This is a genomic window from Pseudomonas rossensis (genome assembly GCF_039888995.1).
Taxonomy (GTDB): domain Bacteria; phylum Pseudomonadota; class Gammaproteobacteria; order Pseudomonadales; family Pseudomonadaceae; genus Aquipseudomonas; species Aquipseudomonas rossensis.
This window is the reverse complement of the sequence record NZ_JBBWCB010000059.1, coordinates 16,490-35,690: the sequence shown is the minus strand read 5'-3', so window position 1 is coordinate 35,690 and position 19,201 is coordinate 16,490. Positions and strand designations below refer to the sequence as shown.

The window sequence follows — 19,201 nt, the reverse complement described above, 5'->3', positions numbered from 1 at the left end:
ATTTTGGCCAGAAGCCGAAGTCGGCTTCCTCGAATAGGCCTGATACATAGATGCAACGGGGCGGCGGTTTTTCAAAAGCGGGTAGACAGTGGGGGCGAGTCCATACATAGCAGCTGGCGAAGCCTGCGTTCGGCGGCGAAGCCGTCGCCAATTCTGTCACCCTGATTTGCCTGGCACACCGCGGTGCCTGGGTTTGCGACGGCTGCGCCGCCGAACGCAAGCTTCGCCAGCTGCTACAGGTAGCATTCGACCATGGGTTATTTGTCATATCCTGAAAGCATGCCGTCCGGGCGACAGAACGGTTAGGATACTCGCCTGATTTTCCAGTCTTGCTATCGGAGTTGCCCATGAGCGCCGTCAATCGCGCAGCGGTGGAAGCCGTCCTTCGCCAATACACCGACCCTTACCTGAACCAGGACCCGGTCAGCGCCGGGTGCGTGCGCGGCATCGACATTCAGGGGGATCGCGTCAGCGTCCAGCTGGAGCTGGGTTACGCCGCCGGCCTGTTCAAGAGTGGCTGGGCGCAGTTGCTGCAAATGGCCATTGAAGGGCTGGACGGCGTGACCATCGCCCGCGTCGAGATCACCAGTGTCATTGCCGCGCACAAGGCTCAAGCGCAGATCCCGGGGCTGGCCAACGTCAAGAACGTGGTGGCCGTGGCGTCCGGCAAGGGCGGTGTGGGCAAATCGACCACCGCCGCCAACCTGGCCCTGGCCCTGGCCCGCGAAGGCGCCAAGGTCGGGATCCTCGACGCGGATATTTACGGACCGAGCCAAGGCATCATGTTCGGCATCCCTGAAGGCACCCGACCCAAGGTCAAGGATCAGAAGTGGTTTATTCCGATCGAGTCCCACGGTGTCGAAGTCATGTCCATGGCGTTCCTGACCGATGACAACACGCCGATGGTCTGGCGCGGGCCGATGGTTTCCGGCGCCTTGTTGCAACTCGTCACTCAGACCGCCTGGGGCGACCTGGATTACCTGGTCATCGACATGCCACCAGGCACCGGTGACATCCAGCTGACCCTGGCGCAGAAAGTCCCGGTGGCCGGTGCGGTGATCGTCACGACCCCGCAGGACCTGGCATTGCTGGACGCGCGCAAGGGCGTGGAGATGTTCCGCAAGGTCAACATCCCGGTGCTGGGCGTGGTGGAAAACATGGCCGTGCACATCTGCTCCAACTGCGGGCATGCCGAGCATCTGTTCGGTGAGGGCGGTGGTGTGAAGCTGGCCAACCAGTACGGCGTCGAGCTGCTGGCTTCGTTGCCGCTGGCGATGGCCATCCGCGAACAGGCCGACGGCGGCAAGCCAACGGTGATCGCCGAGCCTGACAGCCCGATTGCGATGGTTTACCAGGAGCTGGCCCGCCATGTCGGCGCGCGGATCGTGTTGCAGGAAGCGGCGACACCGGCCATGCCGAACATCACGATCAGCGACGATTAATGAACTGAAATACGCTTCTCTGTGGGAGCGAGCTTGCTCGCGATGACGGATTAACATTCAACAGATTTGTTGACTGGACTACCGCTATCGCGAGCAAGCTCGCTCCCACATTTGTTTTGCAGTGGCTTTAGATGCGCAACCCGCCATCCAACTCCATAATCCGACCGGTGAAATAGTCGTTCTCGAAAATGTACGCCGCTGAATGGGCGATCTCTTCAGGCTTGCCCATGCGCTTGAGTGGAATCGCGGACGTTATCTTCTCCAGCGCCTCAGGCTTCATGCTCAGCGTCATTTCGGTTTCGATAAAGCCCGGTGCAATGCCTGCCACACGAATACCGTAGCGTGCCAATTCCTTCGCCCAGGTCACGGTCGCCGCGGCGACACCGGCCTTGGCGGCGGAGTAGTTGGTCTGGCCGACGTTGCCAGCGCGGGAGATCGACGAGATATTAATGATCATGCCGCTGTTGTTCAGCTCGATCATTTTGGCCGCGACTTCACGGGTGCACAGGAATACGCCGGTCAGATTGACGTCGATGACCGTCTGCCACTGGGCCAGGCTCATCTTGGTCATCTCGCCGTCCTTGACCTTGATAAGCAAGCCATCGCGCAGGATCCCGGCGTTGTTGATCAAGCCATGGATCGCGCCGAAGTCCTCGGCAACCTGGGCGACCATGTGGGTCACTTGCTCTTCATTGGCGACATTGCACAGATAAGCGCGAGCATCGACGCCTTTAGCCTTGCAAGCGGCGACGGTGTCGTCGAGTTTTTCCTGGTTCAGGTCCACCAGCGCCAGCTTCGCGCCTTTACCGGCGAAATACTCGGCCATGGAACGGCCCAAACCCTGGCAACCGCCCGTGATAATGATTACTTTGTCAGTGAGTTGCATTCGCATGCCCCAATAGCAGATCAGAGGAGTGGTTTCCTTTTAGAGAGTAGCCTCTCGATCTGCACCTGATACGGCCTGGCTGCACATGAGAACTGCCCCGATGGCGTACTGGAACTTATCCCCAGGCGCCTGTCCGTTTTTTTTGACGGATTCTATATAAGGAGTCATAAATTGAGCGTTGAAGCGGCCAAGAATGCCCGAGAATTGCTTCTCAAGGAATACCGTGGAGTGCTATCGACACACTCCAAGGCGATGCCCGGTTTCCCGTTTGGCTCCGTGGTTCCGTACTGTCTGGACGAACAGGGTTGGCCGCTGATCCTTATCAGCCGTATCGCCCAGCACACCCACAACCTGCAGAAAGATCCAAAATGCTCGCTGTTTGTGGGCGAGCGCGGGGCCGAAGATGTGCAAGCCGTTGGTCGCCTGACCTACCTCGCTGAAGCAGAAAAGCTCGAGGACGAGTCAGCCATCGAAGCGGCGGCTGAGCGTTACTACCGCTATTTCCCGGATTCACAGAGCTACCACAAGGCCCACGATTTCGATTTCTGGGTGCTCAAGCCGGTACGTCATCGCTACATCGGCGGCTTCGGTGCGATTCACTGGGTCGATCAACTGACCCTGGCCAACCCGTTTGCCGGTAAGGCCGAAGCGAGCATGGTCGAGCACATGAATGCCGATCACGCCAAAGCCATCGCCCACTACGTCGAACTGGCAGGCCTGCCGAAAACCGAGCCGGCGCAACTGGCGGGTATCGATACCGAAGGCATGCACCTGCGCATTGGCCAGGGGCTCTATTGGTTGCCGTTTCAAGCGCCGTGTAATACGCCGACACAAGTACGCGAAGCCTTGGTTTTCCTGGCTCACGCCGAACATTGGCCGAAAAATGAAGTGGCCGACGCTTGAATTCACGAATCGGCGACGTCATCTAGGGAAGACTGGCAAGGCATTCTTGCGTTGAGGAACCATTTGATGCGCCCTTTTTTATTGCTCTTTGTACTGTTCCCGGTGTTGGAGCTGTTCGTATTCGTCAAGGTAAGCGGGGCGATCGGGTTTTTCCCGGCCCTGCTGCTGGTCATTCTCGGCTCGATGCTCGGCGTGTTCGTGCTGCGTATCGCTGGTCTGGCAACCGCATTGCGTGCTCGTGAAAGCCTGAACCGCGGCGAGTTGCCGGCCCAGACCATGCTCGAAGGTTTGATGCTGGCACTGGCGGGTGGTCTGTTGATCCTGCCGGGCTTCGTCACTGACGTGCTGGGTCTGATCATGTTGCTGCCGATCTCTCGTCGACTGTTGGCCAATAAAATGCGCCAGCGTGCCGAAGAGGCGGCAATCCGTCAGCGTGCGTTCGCCGACGACCTTCAGCCACGTGGCGGCGGCCCTGCGACCCGCGAGCCGCTGGGCCGTGAGCCCAACGTGATCGAAGGCGAATTCGAACACCGCGATACCAAGTAATCCGCTACACCGGCACGGCACCTTCGGGTGCCGTGTTCGTTTGTGGGGCAGCAACCTGAAAAAATTTGCGTCCTCGCCCTTGTAATAAGCTTATGTGCCCTTATGTAACGGTCACCGCAAGGTTTCTGGCGATTACGCCAGACAGACTTCCGCGGTTCGCTCGACGAACCGCACCCGGCACCGCCGGATTTGTTAAACCCGCCGGGAATACACCGGCCGATGAAAACCACAATTAGGAGAGATCGACAATGAAGCTTCGTCCTCTGCATGACCGCGTCGTCATCCGTCGCAGCGAAGAAGAAAAGAAAACCGCTGGCGGTATCGTCCTGCCAGGTTCGGCTGCTGAAAAAGCCAACAGCGGCGAGATCCTCGCTGTCGGTACCGGCCGCGTGCTGGACAACGGTGAAGTGCGTGCACTGGCCGTTAAAGTGGGTGACAAGGTTGTGTTCGGCCCGTACTCCGGCAGCAACACCGTGAAAGTCGACGGCGAAGACCTGTTGGTAATGAGCGAGAACGAAATCCTCGCTGTTATCGAAGGCTGATTCCCCGCTCATTTTCCCGCTACTACAAAGTATTTAAGGAATATCGATCATGGCTGCTAAAGAAGTTAAATTCGGCGATTCCGCCCGCAAGAAAATGCTCGCCGGTGTCAACGTCCTGGCTGACGCAGTAAAAGCGACCCTGGGCCCTAAAGGCCGTAACGTGATCATCGAGAAGAGCTTCGGCGCTCCGACCATCACCAAGGACGGCGTGTCCGTTGCCAAAGAAATCGAGCTGAAAGATCGCTTCGAAAACATGGGCGCGCAGCTGGTCAAAGACGTTGCCTCCCGTGCCAACGATGACGCAGGCGACGGCACCACCACCGCTACCGTTCTGGCTCAATCGATCGTCAACGAAGGCCTGAAAGCCGTCGCTGCCGGCATGAACCCGATGGACCTGAAGCGCGGTATCGACAAAGCGACCATCGCAATCGTCAAAGAGCTGAAAGCCCTGTCCAAGCCTTGCGCTGACACCAAGGCCATCGCTCAGGTCGGCACCATCTCGGCCAACTCCGACAACTCCATCGGCGACATCATTGCCGAAGCCATGGAAAAAGTCGGTAAAGAAGGCGTGATCACCGTTGAAGAAGGCTCGGGCCTGGAAAACGAACTGTCGGTTGTTGAAGGCATGCAGTTCGACCGTGGCTACCTGTCCCCGTACTTCGTCAACAAGCCAGAGACCATGACTGCCGAGCTGGACGGTCCGCTGATCCTGCTGGTCGACAAAAAGATCTCGAACATCCGCGAAATGCTGCCAGTACTGGAAGCCGTTGCCAAAGCCGGCCGTCCACTGCTGATCGTGGCCGAAGACGTTGAAGGCGAAGCCCTGGCGACTCTGGTTGTGAACAACATGCGTGGCATCGTTAAAGTCGCAGCCGTCAAGGCGCCAGGCTTCGGCGACCGTCGCAAGGCCATGCTGCAGGACATCGCTGTTCTGACTGGCGGTACCGTTATCTCCGAAGAGATCGGTCTGAGCCTGGAAAGCACTACCCTGGAACACCTGGGTAATGCCAAGCGCGTGATCCTGTCCAAAGAAAACACCACCGTGATCGACGGCGCCGGCGTTGAAGCTGATATCCAGGCTCGCGTTCTGCAGATCCGTCAGCAAGTGGCTGACACTTCGTCCGACTACGACCGTGAAAAACTGCAAGAGCGACTGGCCAAACTGTCCGGCGGCGTTGCAGTGATCAAGGTTGGCGCTGGTTCCGAAGTTGAAATGAAAGAGAAGAAAGCCCGCGTTGAAGACGCCCTGCACGCTACCCGTGCAGCCGTTGAAGAAGGCGTGGTACCTGGCGGTGGCGTGGCACTGGTTCGCGCTCTGCAGGCAATCTCCGAGCTGAAAGGCGATAACGCCGATCAAGACGTGGGTATCCAGTTGCTGCGTCGCGCTGTTGAAGCGCCACTGCGCCAGATCGTTGCCAACTCCGGCGACGAGCCAAGCGTAGTTGTCGACAAGGTCAAGCAGGGTTCGGGTAACTACGGTTACAACGCTGCTACCGGCGAATACGGCGACATGATCGAAATGGGCATCCTCGACCCGGCTAAAGTGACTCGTTCGGCTCTTCAGGCAGCAGCTTCCATCGCCAGCCTGATGATCACCACCGAAGCCATGATCGCCGAGATCAAGGAAGACGGTCCAGCTGGCGGCGGCATGCCAGACATGGGCGGTATGGGCGGCATGGGCGGCATGATGTAAGCCAGCCTTACCCCTATAAAAAAGCCCCGCCTGCGATAAGCAGGCGGGGCTTTTTACTGCCCTCTATAAAGTCAAAAGATCGCAGCCTGCGGCAGCTCCTACAAAAGCACGCGATCCCCTGTAGGAGCTGGCGAAGCCTGCGATCTTTTGATCTTTCCTCAGGCCTTGACCGGTTCTGCCTTGGTCTCTCGCTCATCCTTCGCCGCCGGGAGATAAAGGATGTAGTAATACGCCCCCAGACAAATCAGCCAGCAGAAAATCGCCGTCCACACATTGTGCGAAAAGAAGTGCGCGCCCTGCATCATCCGGCTGATGGAAAACACCGTGCCCAACGCGAAAGCGAACACAAACGCCTTGCGCGCCAGGCGCGGACGACGGTCACGCAGGACAAAGAACAGCGCAAACAGTGTGAAACCGGTTGCCGCATGACCGCCGGGCCAGCAACGGCCCGGCTTATCGGTGTGCGGGCGAGGGCTGAGCAACTCGCTGTAGGTCTCGTGACCACCGAACTGCTCCAGGCTCCATGGGCATTGAACGGCCGTCACCGCTTTGACTGGCGTGACAAAGGAGGTCGCCAGCGCCAGAGATAGCACCAGGCAGCCCAGTTCCCGTTTGATCGGTTTGAGCCTGTCCATGAAAAAGGAGGCGATGAAACCGACGATGGCCAACACCGAGAAGGCGATGACCACCTGCTTGGCGCGGTCATGCAGGATCTCTTCCAGGAAGTAACTGTGCCGCCCGATGAAATCCCTCGCGACCGGGTCATAGAGCAGTTTGGCAAGGTCCATGTCCAGGGACGTCAGTTCGAGCAGCACCAGAATGATCGCCGCAATGGCGGGAACGCCCAGGCACACCCAGAAGTTCAGTGGGCGGGAGGCGGGGCGGACAGCAGTCGAAACCATGGCAGTTCCTTGGTCGGTGAAATGTTCTGAAAACGCAGCCGCGCGGAGTTTGAGCCTGATCCTGTCGTCGGCGTGTGAATCGATAGTGAAAAAGTCGTTAAAGTTGCCCCGGGTTTATGGGGTGGATTTGCAACTGCACACAGTCCTAGCCCTCAGCCACACTTGGCCTTAAGCTGCGCGGGCCAAGACGGCCGTTACTGTGTACGCAGGAGATACCCATGCGAATTCTATTGGTTGAAGACAACCGCGATATCCTGGCCAATCTGGCCGATTACCTGGGGCTCAAAGGTTATACCGTGGATTGCGCGCAGGACGGTTTGTCAGGATTGCACCTGGCGGCCACGGAGCATTACGACCTGATCGTGCTCGACATCATGTTGCCGGGCATCGACGGTTACACCCTGTGCAAACGCCTGCGCGAAGATGCGCGCCGCGACACGCCGGTGATCATGCTCACCGCTCGCGATCAACTGGACGACCGGCTGCAAGGCTTCAAGTCCGGCGCCGATGACTACCTGATCAAACCCTTTGCCCTGTCTGAATTGGCGGCGCGCATCGAGGCGGTCATGCGTCGCGCCCAGGGTGGCGGCCGTCGCACCTTGCAGGTCAGCGATCTGATCTACGACCTCGATACCCTGGAAGTGACCCGCGAAGGTCGTCTGCTGAAACTCAACCCGGTGGGCCTGAAGTTGCTGGCCGTGTTGATGCAAAAAAGTCCTCACGTACTGCGCCGCGAAATTCTCGAAGAGGCGCTGTGGGGTGATGACTGCCCGGACAGCGACAGCCTGCGCAGCCACGTCCATCAATTGCGCCAGGTGATCGACAAGCCGTTCGCCAAACCGTTGCTGCAAACCGTGCACGGTGTGGGTTATCGCTTGGCCGAGGGCCGAGATGGAGTTTAAACAGAGCCTTGCTCAACGGATCATCATCGCCTTTGCGCTGATGAGCGCATTGGTGGCAGGGGCGTTCGCCATGGGCATTGTGGCGACCGTGCACCTGGTCGAAGAAAAACTGATTTCGGCTGGTCTGGGCGGCGATTTACAGCGTCTGTTGCTGATGGACAGCGTGTCGGACTGGAGCCACCGTCCCGAGCCGGACCAAATGTTCTATTTCAGCGGCGGGCCCGGCGACTTCGAACTCCCCAAGGACCTGCGGCACCTGGGCCCGGGCTTTCACGAAGTGTTTCGCGAACAGCTGTCGTATCACGCGATGGTCGAAGTCGTCGATGGTCGGCGTTATGTGCTGTTGCAGGATCAGAGCGATTTCGAAGAGCGTGAACGGGTGCTGTTTGCCGTGGTGCTGGTGGGCTTCGTCCTGAGTCTGGCGTTGGCGGTGTTTCTTGGCTGGGTACTGGCGCGCAAAGTGATGGCGCCCGTGGTGCGACTGGCCCGTCAGGTCCGTCACCGTGATCAATTATTGGGTCTTGCTCCACCGCTGGCGCCGGATTACGCCGCTGATGAGGTGGGCGAGTTGGCCGTGGCCTTCGACGCCACCCTCGGGCGCTTGCGCCAGGCGTTGACCCGCGAACGGTTGTTCACCAGTGACGTGAGCCACGAACTGCGCACGCCATTGATGGTGCTGGCCAGTTCCTGCGAGCTGCTACTGGAAAACCCCGGTATCGATCAGCGTGGACGTGCACAGGTCGAGCGAATCGCCCGCGCTTGTGAAGAGATGCGCGAGCTGGTGCAAACCTTCCTGATGTTGGCCCGCGCACAACGCGAAGACGCCAGCATATCGCCCCAGCAGACCCTGAGCCAGGTAGCCGATGGACTGCTCAATCAGTGGCGCGAGCCGATCGAGGCCAAGGGGTTGGCGCTAATCTTTGAACCGGGCAATCCGGCCAACACGTGCTACAACGCAACCCTTCTGCACGCGGTCATGGGCAACCTGCTGCGTAACGCGCTGCATTACACCGAACGCGGGTTCATCCACCTGACCCTGACGGCCACGGGTTTCATGGTCGAGGACAGTGGCGTGGGCATTCCCGAGGAAAAACGCGAGGCCATGTTCGAGCCGTTCGTGCGGGGCAACGAGAAGCGCGGTGAGGGCTTGGGGCTTGGGCTGTCACTGGTGCAGCGGATCTGTGAAAACCAGGGGTGGGACGTCAGCCTGACGAACATGGAGCCCAATGGTTGTCGTTTTCAGGTGGAGCTGTGTTCGTCGGATGTGAACTGATCGGTCGCAACGGCCCAGAGCCATCGTTGCCGCCCTGCAAAACCTCGAAATAACTTGGGGTTTTACATGACATTTTTTTCACAAAGGAATGACCTGTCGCTGACACGGCGCTACCTATCGTGGGTGCCATCAGCAGCTAAGGAGACCTTGGTGATGGCCGGCCCGATCAAACTTGATTTTTCCGAAAAATACGACGATCAACACGCTCAACGATACCTGCGCAAGCATAAGGATGGCCTTGGCCGCCGCCTGTCCCACTGGCGTGACGAGCAACTGGCGCGCAAGGCGCTGGCACTGGTCGGTGAGCCGGGGCTGATCCTCGATTTGCCCTGCGGTGCGGGGCGCTTTTGGCCATTGCTGGCGGAAAAAACCAATCGTGCGATCATTGGGGCTGACAACTCCGAGTCCATGCTGAAGATTGCCATGCAGGCGCAACCTGCCGAGGTGGTGAAACGGGTACAGCCCTTGCACACTTCTGCATTCGACATTGCCTTGCCTGATAACGCCGTCGACAGCATTTTCTGCATGCGTTTGCTCCATCACATCGGTGAAGCCGAGCATCGACTGGCTATTTTGCGCGAGTTCGAGCGAGTCACTCGCGACAGCGTGATCCTTTCTTTGTGGGTGGACGGCAATTTCAAGGCGTGGAAACGCAAGCGCGCCGAGAAAACCCGTGGGCAGGAAGGTTACCAAAATCGATTTGTGTTACCGGCTGCTACGGTTGAAAAGGAATTCGAGCAGGCGGGTTTTCATATTCAGGAACAACTGGACTTTTTACCGCTCTATGCCATGTGGCGGGTCTACGTATTACGCAAGAGGTAACAGAATGGCAGTGCAATGTGCAGCAGAAACGGACGTCGCTCCTCAGGACCGCTTCGACTATTTTTGGAATCAGCGCGGTGAATGGGTAGAAGAACCCAACGTCCGTCGCGGTGGAGAAAGCGGCGTGCAGCGCGTTGTGAGCGGCAATGGACAGCTGCTTTACGTTAAACGTCAAACCGGACATATCCATCGCAGCTTGCTGCACCCGTTCGGTCGGCCGACGGTGTTGCGCGAGCGCGATGCGCTCATCGGCCTGAACCTGCTCGACGTTCTCGTTCCGGAAATCGTTTTCTGCGGTGCACAGCGCGATCCGGTGCATAAATGGCGCGCATTGCTGATCACCAAGGCGCTGGACGGCTTCGAGGAAATCGACCACTGGTACGCTGGCGGCGGTCGCGAACGTCACGGTGAGGCTGTGCATGATCGAGTGTTGAAGGAACTGGCCGAGAGCCTGGCCCGGATGCACAAGGGCCGCTGGCAGCACAGCTGCCTTTATGCCAAGCACGTATTCGTGCGCGTCACCGGCGAAGGCGAGGCTGCCAAAGTTGAAGTGGCCTTGATCGATCTGGAGAAATCTCGGCAGCGTTTTACCGCCCGGCAAGCGGCTTCTCATGACATGAAGCAACTGCGTCGCCACTCGTCGTTCAGCACGACGGACTGGCAGAAACTCGTCTACTTTTATAAGACGGCGTTTGGCAGCGCTATCAAGGGTTTATAGCAATGAAACTCGAAATTGCACGAGGTGTATTTTTAATAGGAGCCTTGGCAGTTGCTTCACTAGCGGTGGCGGCTTGGGAGCAGCCCCGCACGCAAGTCCTCAGTTCAGTGAATGGCGACGCGCACTGTCCGTTGCCACGGGTTGCGAAGGCATCCGTGGCATCCCAACCCGATCATGATTTATTGCTGTTCATGTTCGGACTTTCTCAAGGATTGAGGCCACAAAGTTGAATAAATTGAAGCCCAAATAAAAGGCCTCGCTAATGCGAGGCCTTTTTTTCGATTGCAAGATCATAAGATCGTCCGAACGCGGCCCGAGCCTTCGGACGATCTTTTGATTTTAGGGTTTATCGGGTTTAGCCAGCAACGTGTACACGCACGGCAACACAAACAACGTAAACAACGTCCCGATCGACATCCCCGTGGCGATCACCATGCCGATGTCGAACCGGCTGACGGCGCCCGCCCCCGTGGCGATGATCAACGGCACCATGCCGAACACCATCGCAGCAGTGGTCATCAACACCGGACGCAGACGAATGGCCGCCGCTTCCTCCACGGCCTCTCGCGGCGTCAGGCCTTTGTCCTTGCGTAACTGGTTGGCGAATTCGACGATCAGGATTCCGTGCTTGCTGATCAGCCCGATCAACGTCACCAGGCCGACCTGGGTGTAGATATTCATGCTCGACCAGCCCAGGAACAGCGGGATCAACGCGCCACAGATCGACAACGGCACGGTCACCAGAATCACCAGCGGATCGCGGAAGCTTTCGAACTGGGCGGCCAGTACCAGGAAAATGATCGCCAGCGCCAGGGCGAAGGTGACCCACAGCGCACTGCCTTCCTGGACGTATTGCCGGGATGCGCCGGCATAGTCGAAGGCATAACCCACCGGCGCCTCTTCCCGCGCGATCTGGCGCACGGTGTCGATGGCTTCACCCATGCTGACCAGCGGCACGCCGGACAGGATGGCCGAGTTGAGTTGCTGGAACTGGTTCAACTGCCGTGGACGCGCCCGGTCGGTCACGGTGATCAGGGTCGACAGGGCCAGCAGTTGGCCTTGGGTGTTCTTGACGTAATAATTGTTGAGCCAGTCGGGGTTATCCCGGAAGGGCCGTTCGACCTGCGCGATGACTTTGTAGCTGCGACCTTCAATAGTGAAACGGTTGATCTCCGCCTCACCCAGCAATGTCGCGAGCGTCCCGCCCAGGTCCTGCATGGAAACACCCATCTGTGCGGCCTTGGCGCGATCGATATCCACCACCACTTCAGGTTTGTCGAACGCCAGGTCGAGGTCGACGAAGGCGAACTTGCCGGACTCCATTGCCCTTTTTTTGATTCGGTCGGTCACTTGTAGCAGCGACTCGTAATCGTTGGCGGTATTGATGACGAACTGAAACGGCAGCCCCTCGCCGGTGCCGGGCAGGGAGGGCAGGTTGAAGCCGAAGATTTGCAATCCGGAAATGCTCTCCAGTTTGGCCTGTACCTCGGGCAAGATCTGCATTTGCGTGCGGCTGCGTTCGTTCCACGGCTTGAGCAGGAAGCCGCCGATCCCCGATTGCACGCCGTTGAAACCATTGATCTGGAACGACGAGTAGTACTCGGGAAACGTCTTGAAGATCGTGACGAACTCGTCAGTGTAGGTGCTCAGGTAGTCGAGGTTGGCCGGTTGCGGGGCGTTGGCGATCATGAAAATGATGCCCTGGTCTTCGTCCGGCGCCAGTTCCGACTTGGTAAACGTGAGCAGCACCGGAATCAGGCACAGCACGATCACCGCGAACACCAGCACCACCGGCCGGGTGTTGAGGGTGCCGTGGAGCATGCTTTGATAACGGCGCTTGAGGCCTTCGAAAATCAGGTCCAGGCGATGGGCCAGGCCGCTGGGATTTTCGTCGTGACGCAGCAGGAAGGCGCACATCATGGGCGACAGGGTCAGGGCGACGATGCCGGAGATCACCACCGCGCCGGCCAGGGTCAGGGCGAACTCCTTGAACAGCGCCCCCGTGAGCCCCGTCAGGAAGCCGATCGGCGCATAGACCGCCGCCAGCGTGATGGTCATCGAGACCACCGGCATGGCGATTTCCCGGGCGCCTTCGATGGCCGCATCCAGCGGCGTCTTGCCTTCTTCGATGTGCCGGTGGATGTTTTCCACCACCACAATGGCATCGTCCACCACCAGGCCGATGGCCAATACCATCGCCAACAACGTCAGCAGATTGATCGAGTAGCCCATCATCTGCATGAAGAACATCACGCCGATCATCGACAGCGGGATGGTGACTACCGGGATCACCACCGAACGCAGCGCGCCGAGGAACAGGAACACCACCACGATGACGATAAGCACTGCTTCAAACAGGGTTTTCACCACTTCGTCGATCGAGGCCTGGATAAACAGCGTGGCGTCGTAGGCGATTTCACCTTTGAGGTTCGGCGGCAGCTGGGCTTCCAGGTCCGGCATGATCTTGCGCACTTCCTTGATCACGTCCAGCGGGTTGGCGCCTGGCGTGGCCTTGATGCCGATGTACACCGAAGGGGTGCCGCCGAAGGAGCTGATCGAATCGTAGTTTTCCGCACCCATTTCAACCCGCGCCACATCGCTGAGCAGCACGCGACTGTCGCCCTCGACCTTAAGCGGAATCGCGGCAAAGGCTTCGGCGGACTTAAGCTCGGTATTGGCGTTGATGCTGGTGACGACGTACTCGCCTTTCACTTCGCCGGCGGCGGAGAGGAAGTTGTATTTGCGCACCGCATCGGTCACGTCGCTGGCACTCAGGCCGAAACCGGCCAGCTTGACCGGGTCCAGCCATAGACGCATGGCAAATACCTGGTTGCCGAGAATCTCGGCTTCGGCCATGCCCGGCAGGGTCGCCAGTTTCGGCTGGATGACCCGCGACAGGTAGTCGGTAATTTGTGGGTTGCTCAGCTCCTTGCTGAAGAAGCTGATGTACATCAGTGCCGAGGCGTCGGCGGCTTCTTTGCTCAGTACCGGGTCTTCGGCGTCCTGAGGCAGCTGGTTCTTCACCTCGTTGGCCTTGGCCAGCAGTTCGGTGAACAAGCGATCGCTGTTGGAGCCGATGCGCGCGTAGATCGAGATCACCGAGAAGTTCTGGCGACTGACCGAGGTCATGTAGTCGATGCCCTCGGCACTGGCCAGACTTTGCTGCATCGGTTGGGTGATGTAGCCCTGAATGGTTTCGGCGTTGGCCCCGGGATAAGCGGTGGTCACCGTGATCAGGGCGTTTTCCATTTGTGGATATTGGCGCAGCGGCAACTTGCTCCAGGCCTGGAAGCCCAGCAGCACAATCAACAGGCTGACCACGGTGGCGAGCACCGGGCGGCGGATGAACGGGTCGGTAAAAGCCATGGGGATTCCTTGATCAGTCCGCGCGCGGCGGGCTGTTCTTCTCGGCTAAGGTCTTGTCGTCGCTGATCGCAATGTGTGCGCCGTTGTCCAGTTTGATCTGGCCGGCCGTGACCACTTTTTCGCCGTTCTGCACACCTTTGGTGATCATCACTTGCCCATCGCGGCGCTCGCCGGTTTCGATGAAACGCCGTTCGGCGATCAAGATCGGTTGGCCCTTGTCGTCTTTTTCCAGGCTGCCGTCTTCGGCTTTTTTCTGCGCGACGACATAGAGTGAGTTGCCGTACAGCGTGTAAGTGATCGCGCTTTCCGGCACGACGATGCGCGGCTGCGGGTCGGGCAACAACACTTGCAGGCTGGCGAACATCCCCGGCAGCAGTTTGGCATCGGGATTGGCCAGGGTCGCGCGGACCTGGACGTTGCGCGTGCTGTTTTCGACTTTCGGGTTGATCGCGCTGATGGTGCCGGGGAAGGTTTGTGTCGGGTAGGCCGCGACAACGATCTGTACCGGTTGGCCGAGGGCGATCTTCGGTACCGACTGCTCGGGCACGAAGAAGTCTACATAGAGGCTGCGGAGGTCTTGCAGAGTGGCGATCATGGTGCCGCTGGCCACGTAGTCACCGACGTCCACCTGGCGAATGCCGATGGTCCCGCTGAACGGCGCAACGATGCGTTTTTTCTCGAGTGAAGCCTTGAGCTGATTGACCGTGGCCTTATTCTTTTTAAATACCGCCGAGAGTCGGTCGAACTCGCCTTTGGAAATGGCCTGGCTGCCCACCAGTTGGCTGCCGCGGTTGTAATCCACCTGGGCCAGCCCGAGGTCGGCCAAGGCGGTTTCCAGCAGGGCGGTTTCCACGGCGCTGTCGAGTTGAACGATGGGTTGGCCGGCTTTGACCTTCTGCCCTGACTCAAACTGCACGTCCGTGACGGTGCCGGCGATCTCCAGGCTCAGGTCGACACCTTGCAGCGCCTTGAGGGTGCCGACGGTCGGCAGGCGGGCTTGCCACGGCCGTTCGGTGGCAGTGGCCACGGCGACACTGATCGCCGGCTTCGGCACAGCAAAGCCCTGAATCATCGTGTAGATGGAGAAGGCTTTGTAACCGGCCAGGACCAGCACGATCAGCAGAACAACACCCAACATGATCAGCATGCGGCGACGCAGCATATTTCCACTTCCTTGGAGAAAATCAGGTGAGACAGTCGGGCACATTACTCCGAGTGGGAGGTTGATTCCAACTGGCAGAACTTACAGGGTGTAAGGCTATCGATTGGCGTTGGCCTGAAAAGATCGCAGCCTTCGGCAGCTCCTACAGAGTGTACGCATTCCAATGTAGGAGCTGCCGAAGGCTGCGATCTTTTCTGCGTTATTCACGCCATCAGGTGAAGGTGGTTGTCCCAGAGCCCTGCGGGTAGATCGAGGGGTTTTGCAACAAGGCTTGTCTGGCGGCAATCGTAGAACCGGCAGCGTCCTTGACCCGAGGTCACGACAAAGCCATCGGCTACCGCGCCGACCCCGGCGCAATCGGGAAGCGGCGCGTCCAGGCGCACTTCACCGCTGTCCAGGTCCCAGATGAAAAAGCGGTTGCCCCGTGGCGCGGTCAACGCCACCAGGCGCAGTTCGCTGTGCACCGCAACGCTGGCGGTGTAATGCCCCATGGCCTGCAACTGATGCTCAGGCACCGGGAAGGCCACGAACGGCTGACCGGGTCGCTTGATTGCAAGCAGCTCCGAAGACTCGTGAGACGGCCCCATGAACTGCTGACCGGCGACGATGGTGCCGTCGCTGGCAATCCCCAAATGACGCACGCTGTTCATCTGCTGGGCCAGGGTTTCCTTGCTCAGCAGGGTGCCGTCGCGTTGCATCAGCACCAGGCTCGGTTCCATGGCGTTGAGGTTCATCTCGACGCGGCTTTCGGCCTCGGTGCGAATGCCGCCGTTGGCCACCACCAGGGTTTCGCCATCGGGCATCCACGACACCTGATGCGGGCCGACGCCGTGGGTCGAAATCTCACCGCTGTGTACCAGCCGCTCACCTTCGAACTTATACACACCGAGCAAGCCGCGACCCGGATCGGAGGTGTCGTTCTCGGTGGCGTACAGCCAGTCGCCGCTCTTGTGAATCACCGCGTGACCGTAGAAGTGCCGGTTCGGCAGCGAGGTCACGGTTTGCAGCAGCGTGCCGTCGCGCAGGTCGATCAGGTAACTCTCGGTGCCCGGACGACGGGCGACGAACAGCGCAATCGGCAGCGTCGGGTGGTTGATGATGTCGTGGCAACGCTGGCCGACCTGGGTGGCAAACACCCGCGTGCCGTCCAGCCGGTAACCGACGGCGTAGTGGTTGCCGTCGGTATCGTCCCGCGCCGAGAGCAGCAGCGGGCTTTTGTCCTTCTGCTTGAACAGCGTCCAGCCGCCCAGTGTCACCGCACCCAGCAGCAAACTACCTAACGTCAGAGCCTGGCGTCGCAGCATGGAACTTGCCCTCATCAGTCACCATCGTTGGCGTTGAAGCCCAGTTGGATGCCCAGCGCCTTGGCCAGTTCGCCTTCGTGCAGGCGGTGGACGACGTTGAGGCTGTCGTAGATGTCGCTGAGTTGCTGGCGCCCGGCGGCGTCATTGAGCATCTCGGTCAGCGAGCGCTGGTTGCTGGCGAACAGTTTCAGGGACGCGGCGTAAGCGGCGTCGATCTTGTCGGCCAAGGGTTTCTGCTCGTTCGGCAACAGACCACGCAGGCCTTTGTTGTCGACGCCTTCCCACACCGTTTTGGCGGCGGCGAGGCTGGCTTCGAGGCCGGTCAGGGACGACTGGCTGCGCCACGCATCGGCCTGGAACGGTTGCGGCACACCCTTCGTCTGACGGCCCATCGGCGTGCCGAGTTTTTTCTTCAGGCTGTCGAGGGCGGTGACTTGCACACGCAGCAGATCGGCGATGGCTTCGTGGGAATCGGCGTAGCGCTGGTTCGGGAATTTGCTCATCTGCGCGAGCATGCCGTCGGTGTTGTTCCAGCTTTTCAGAATCTCTTCGGCCAGTTGTTTCTGACGCTCGCCAATCGCGATCAGCAGCGGGCAGTACTTGGCTTTCTGTTCAGCGTTGGCCACATCAGGCTTGCTGTCGAACAGGATGTATTCGTAGGCGGAAAGGCCTTGAACCACAACGCTCGACTTGGCCAAGGCAGCAGCATCGATCTGCGGCTGTGCGGTGACCAGTTGCTCGACCTGACGGCCGACGAGGTTTTTCTTGTCCGGCCAGAACTGCACCTGCCAGGCGCGATTGCCCTCGGCCAGCGGCCCGATCAGCAGCGGTTGCAGCTCGGCCCAGGCTTTCTGCGCGTGCAGGAAATCGGCGCGGGCGGTATCGAGGTTTTCCTTGCCTTCGCAGTAAGCCAACGCACTGACGGCCAGCTGGCGGTCGGCTTCAACCCAGCGCGTGTAGGTCGGCAGGATCACCGATTTGGCGATGGCTGCTGACGTGACGGCCTGCGGATCCTGCGGCGAACAGGCGCCCAAGGCTAGCGCGGCAAGGCTGGTGAACAACAATTTGGGACGGAACATGTCGGGCTCCCGCTATGGAATACGTATTAAAGGGAATTCAAGAACGCCAGCAACGCAGCGCGCTGCTCGGCATTGAAAGACAAAACCTGTTGCTGCGCCGCTGTGGCTTCGCCGCCATGCCAGAGCACGGCTTCGAGCAGATTGCGGGCGCGGCCATCGTGCAAAAACTGGGTGTGGCCACTGACCGCCTGCGTCAGGCCGATGCCCCACAACGGCGGGGTGCGCCAGTCGCGGCCACTGGCCTGGAATTCGGTACGGTTGTCGGCCAGACCGTCGCCCATGTCATGCAGCAGCAGATCGCTGTAAGGGCGAATCACTTGATTGGCCAGTTCAGGTTCTGCGGCGTTGGCGGCGGTGGTGTATTTCGGGGTGTGGCAGGACTGGCATCCGGCCTGGAAAAACAGAGTCTTGCCGGCCAGCACTTCAGGGGCGCTGACATCGCGGCGGGCCGGTACGGCCAGGTTACGGCTATAGAACAGCACCAGGCGCAGGATGTTATCGCTGACTTCCGGCTCGCCATCCGGGCCATTGCCATTCGGTGCCTGTTTGCAGGCGGTTTGCGCCGCGGTGCAGTCGTCGACGGGCCTCAGGCTCGTCGTCAGGCCCATGTCACCGGAAAACGCATGAACATTTTGCTGATTGAGGTTTGGTTGGCCGGCCTTCCAGCCAAATCGCCCGAGAACGGTTTTTTGCTGCGCGTCATCCCAGACCTGGTTTGGACGCCCAGCGATACCGTTTTTGTCTTTTGCCTGAGCCTCGGCATTGGCCAGGATCGCCTCGTCGGGAATCGCTTCGAGCAGGCCCAGGCCAATCATTGGCGGTGCGACCCTGGCCGAGAAACGCGTGTCAGGGTGCATCGGACCGTAGCCGAGCTGGGTGATCTGCAACGTCGGCTTGCGCAACTCGACTTCGGTGCCGTCCTTGAAGCGAATCGGAACGGTCGTGTAATCGACGCGCACTTTGCCTTCCGGCACGACACCGGGCACGGACATGTCCTGGAATTGTCCGCCGTAGACCGGCTCCGGTACAACGCCAAGCTGCTCGATAAGCTTGGCATACGCCGGCGTATCGGGAATCGACAGGCGTACCAGCATCGACACGGCGTTCTGCGCATCAGGCGTGGGCGGATGACCGCGGCCGTCCTTGATGTGGCAGTTCTGGCAGGCGTTGGTGTTGAACAACGGCCCGAGTCCGTCCCTGGCAGTAGTGGTCGAAGGGGCGATCACCCAGGGATTACGGAAAAAGCTGTTGCCGACACTGAAGTCCACGCGCCGTGATGGCGGCAGGTTGGCGGACGGCAGGGAAAATGAGTTCTGATCGGTCTTGCGCACGGTTGCGCTGCCACCGGACCGGGCTTCGCCGGGTTCGGCCTCGGTAAAACGTGGGGCGTCATCGCAGGCACTCAGGCCCAGGGCCAGAAACAGTGCGGACAAGCGAAGAGGCAGCGAGGGCATCAGACATCCTGCAAGACGAGCAAAACAAGGGGCGCAAAGTCTAACAGGGCGGGGGAGATTGAATAAGAGGAATTATCGTTTGGTTGATGTGGGGCAGGGTTTATCTGGAAACGGTGATCCCCTGTGGGAGCGAGCTTGCTCGCGATAGGGCCATCACAGCCAACATCAATGTTGAATGAGCTACCGCTATCGCGAGCAAGCTCGCTC

Annotated in this window: 17 protein-coding genes; 10 read left to right on the top strand and 7 right to left on the bottom strand. The window is 59.5% G+C overall.

The genetic code is table 11. From position 1 onward, the window contains the following. The first annotated feature begins 347 nt into the window (after window positions 1-347). Window positions 348-1,442, top strand: coding sequence for an iron-sulfur cluster carrier protein ApbC (apbC, locus tag WLY71_RS16945; protein ID WP_046047101.1), 1,095 nt, complete (start codon window positions 348-350; stop codon window positions 1,440-1,442). 127 nt (window positions 1,443-1,569) lie between these two features. On the opposite strand, the gene WLY71_RS16940 is transcribed toward apbC, so the two are convergent. After that, window positions 1,570-2,328 carry an SDR family oxidoreductase gene (locus WLY71_RS16940; RefSeq protein ID WP_347804449.1) on the bottom strand — a complete coding sequence of 253 codons (759 nt, stop codon included), beginning with the start codon at window positions 2,326-2,328 and terminating at the stop codon, window positions 1,570-1,572. A 171-nt stretch (window positions 2,329-2,499) separates the two neighbouring features. Here WLY71_RS16940 and WLY71_RS16935 point away from each other — a divergent pair, with 171 nt between their 5' ends. The 4 genes from WLY71_RS16935 (at window position 2,500) to groL (ending at window position 6,012) form a co-directional block, all read left to right on the top strand. After that, window positions 2,500-3,231, top strand: a complete 732-nt coding sequence (locus WLY71_RS16935) for a HugZ family pyridoxamine 5'-phosphate oxidase (protein WP_192410307.1) — start codon at window positions 2,500-2,502, stop codon at window positions 3,229-3,231. Window positions 3,232-3,297: 66 nt separating this feature from the next. Continuing rightward, the gene (locus WLY71_RS16930; protein ID WP_033057490.1) at window positions 3,298-3,777 is read left to right on the top strand and encodes an FxsA family protein; all 480 of its coding nucleotides are present in this window, start codon (window positions 3,298-3,300) and stop codon (window positions 3,775-3,777) included. Between the two features lie 248 nt (window positions 3,778-4,025). After that, window positions 4,026-4,319, top strand: coding sequence for a co-chaperone GroES (locus WLY71_RS16925; RefSeq protein ID WP_047532658.1), 294 nt, complete (start codon window positions 4,026-4,028; stop codon window positions 4,317-4,319). Window positions 4,320-4,368: 49 nt separating this feature from the next. Then, window positions 4,369-6,012: a chaperonin GroEL gene (gene groL, locus WLY71_RS16920; protein ID WP_093422996.1), complete on the top strand. Its 1,644-nt coding sequence runs from the start codon at window positions 4,369-4,371 to the stop codon at window positions 6,010-6,012. A 158-nt stretch (window positions 6,013-6,170) separates the two neighbouring features. On the opposite strand, the gene WLY71_RS16915 is transcribed toward groL, so the two are convergent. After that, window positions 6,171-6,914 carry a phosphatase PAP2 family protein gene (locus WLY71_RS16915; protein ID WP_347804448.1) on the bottom strand — a complete coding sequence of 248 codons (744 nt, stop codon included), beginning with the start codon at window positions 6,912-6,914 and terminating at the stop codon, window positions 6,171-6,173. A 218-nt stretch (window positions 6,915-7,132) separates the two neighbouring features. On the opposite strand from WLY71_RS16915, the gene colR reads away from it, so the two are divergent. The 5 genes from colR (at window position 7,133) to WLY71_RS16890 (ending at window position 10,859) form a co-directional block, all read left to right on the top strand. Continuing rightward, window positions 7,133-7,816, top strand: coding sequence for a two-component system response regulator ColR (colR, locus tag WLY71_RS16910; protein ID WP_123368483.1), 684 nt, complete (start codon window positions 7,133-7,135; stop codon window positions 7,814-7,816). Beyond that, window positions 7,806-9,089, top strand: coding sequence for a sensor histidine kinase (locus WLY71_RS16905; RefSeq protein ID WP_347804447.1), 1,284 nt, complete (start codon window positions 7,806-7,808; stop codon window positions 9,087-9,089). Before colR ends, WLY71_RS16905 begins: the two co-directional genes overlap by 11 nt. A 153-nt stretch (window positions 9,090-9,242) precedes the next feature. Then, the gene (locus tag WLY71_RS16900; protein WP_347804451.1) at window positions 9,243-9,911 is read left to right on the top strand and encodes a class I SAM-dependent methyltransferase; all 669 of its coding nucleotides are present in this window, start codon (window positions 9,243-9,245) and stop codon (window positions 9,909-9,911) included. A 4-nt stretch (window positions 9,912-9,915) separates the two neighbouring features. Further along, window positions 9,916-10,629, top strand: a complete 714-nt coding sequence (locus WLY71_RS16895) for a lipopolysaccharide kinase InaA family protein (protein WP_347804446.1) — start codon at window positions 9,916-9,918, stop codon at window positions 10,627-10,629. A 2-nt stretch (window positions 10,630-10,631) separates the two neighbouring features. Continuing rightward, complete coding sequence (locus tag WLY71_RS16890; RefSeq protein ID WP_081757450.1) at window positions 10,632-10,859, top strand: hypothetical protein; 228 nt, start codon at window positions 10,632-10,634, stop codon at window positions 10,857-10,859. A 109-nt stretch (window positions 10,860-10,968) separates the two neighbouring features. Here the strand turns inward: WLY71_RS16890 and WLY71_RS16885 are convergent, their stop codons facing one another. From WLY71_RS16885 to WLY71_RS16865, 5 genes are all read right to left on the bottom strand, one after another. After that, entirely contained in the window at window positions 10,969-13,995 is a 3,027-nt protein-coding gene (locus tag WLY71_RS16885; protein ID WP_347804445.1) for a multidrug efflux RND transporter permease subunit, read from the bottom strand. Window positions 13,996-14,008: 13 nt separating this feature from the next. Then, window positions 14,009-15,157: an efflux RND transporter periplasmic adaptor subunit gene (locus WLY71_RS16880; protein WP_347804444.1), complete on the bottom strand. Its 1,149-nt coding sequence runs from the start codon at window positions 15,155-15,157 to the stop codon at window positions 14,009-14,011. 203 nt (window positions 15,158-15,360) lie between these two features. Beyond that, window positions 15,361-16,461 carry a DUF1513 domain-containing protein gene (locus WLY71_RS16875; protein ID WP_347804443.1) on the bottom strand — a complete coding sequence of 367 codons (1,101 nt, stop codon included), beginning with the start codon at window positions 16,459-16,461 and terminating at the stop codon, window positions 15,361-15,363. 14 nt (window positions 16,462-16,475) lie between these two features. After that, window positions 16,476-17,540 (bottom strand): imelysin family protein, encoded by a 1,065-nt coding sequence (locus WLY71_RS16870; RefSeq protein ID WP_347804442.1) that lies wholly within the window; start codon window positions 17,538-17,540, stop codon window positions 16,476-16,478. Window positions 17,541-17,566: 26 nt separating this feature from the next. Further along, entirely contained in the window at window positions 17,567-18,994 is a 1,428-nt protein-coding gene (locus WLY71_RS16865; RefSeq protein WP_347804441.1) for a di-heme oxidoreductase family protein, read from the bottom strand. Window positions 18,995-19,201: the final 207 nt, after the last annotated feature.

Coding starts and splice junctions, on each gene's coding strand:
- WLY71_RS16930 (WP_033057490.1), top strand. CDS start 3,298: ATGCGCCCTTTTTTATTGCTCTTTGTACTGTTCCCGGTGTTGGAGCTG.
- groL (WP_093422996.1), top strand. CDS start 4,369: ATGGCTGCTAAAGAAGTTAAATTCGGCGATTCCGCCCGCAAGAAAATG.
- WLY71_RS16890 (WP_081757450.1), top strand. CDS start 10,632: ATGAAACTCGAAATTGCACGAGGTGTATTTTTAATAGGAGCCTTGGCA.
- WLY71_RS16900 (WP_347804451.1), top strand. CDS start 9,243: ATGGCCGGCCCGATCAAACTTGATTTTTCCGAAAAATACGACGATCAA.
- WLY71_RS16905 (WP_347804447.1), top strand. CDS start 7,806: ATGGAGTTTAAACAGAGCCTTGCTCAACGGATCATCATCGCCTTTGCG.
- WLY71_RS16940 (WP_347804449.1), bottom strand. CDS start 2,328: ATGCAACTCACTGACAAAGTAATCATTATCACGGGCGGTTGCCAGGGT.
- WLY71_RS16875 (WP_347804443.1), bottom strand. CDS start 16,461: ATGCTGCGACGCCAGGCTCTGACGTTAGGTAGTTTGCTGCTGGGTGCG.
- WLY71_RS16885 (WP_347804445.1), bottom strand. CDS start 13,995: ATGGCTTTTACCGACCCGTTCATCCGCCGCCCGGTGCTCGCCACCGTG.
- WLY71_RS16870 (WP_347804442.1), bottom strand. CDS start 17,540: ATGTTCCGTCCCAAATTGTTGTTCACCAGCCTTGCCGCGCTAGCCTTG.
- WLY71_RS16925 (WP_047532658.1), top strand. CDS start 4,026: ATGAAGCTTCGTCCTCTGCATGACCGCGTCGTCATCCGTCGCAGCGAA.
- WLY71_RS16880 (WP_347804444.1), bottom strand. CDS start 15,157: ATGCTGCGTCGCCGCATGCTGATCATGTTGGGTGTTGTTCTGCTGATC.
- WLY71_RS16895 (WP_347804446.1), top strand. CDS start 9,916: ATGGCAGTGCAATGTGCAGCAGAAACGGACGTCGCTCCTCAGGACCGC.
- apbC (WP_046047101.1), top strand. CDS start 348: ATGAGCGCCGTCAATCGCGCAGCGGTGGAAGCCGTCCTTCGCCAATAC.
- WLY71_RS16915 (WP_347804448.1), bottom strand. CDS start 6,914: ATGGTTTCGACTGCTGTCCGCCCCGCCTCCCGCCCACTGAACTTCTGG.
- colR (WP_123368483.1), top strand. CDS start 7,133: ATGCGAATTCTATTGGTTGAAGACAACCGCGATATCCTGGCCAATCTG.
- WLY71_RS16865 (WP_347804441.1), bottom strand. CDS start 18,994: ATGCCCTCGCTGCCTCTTCGCTTGTCCGCACTGTTTCTGGCCCTGGGC.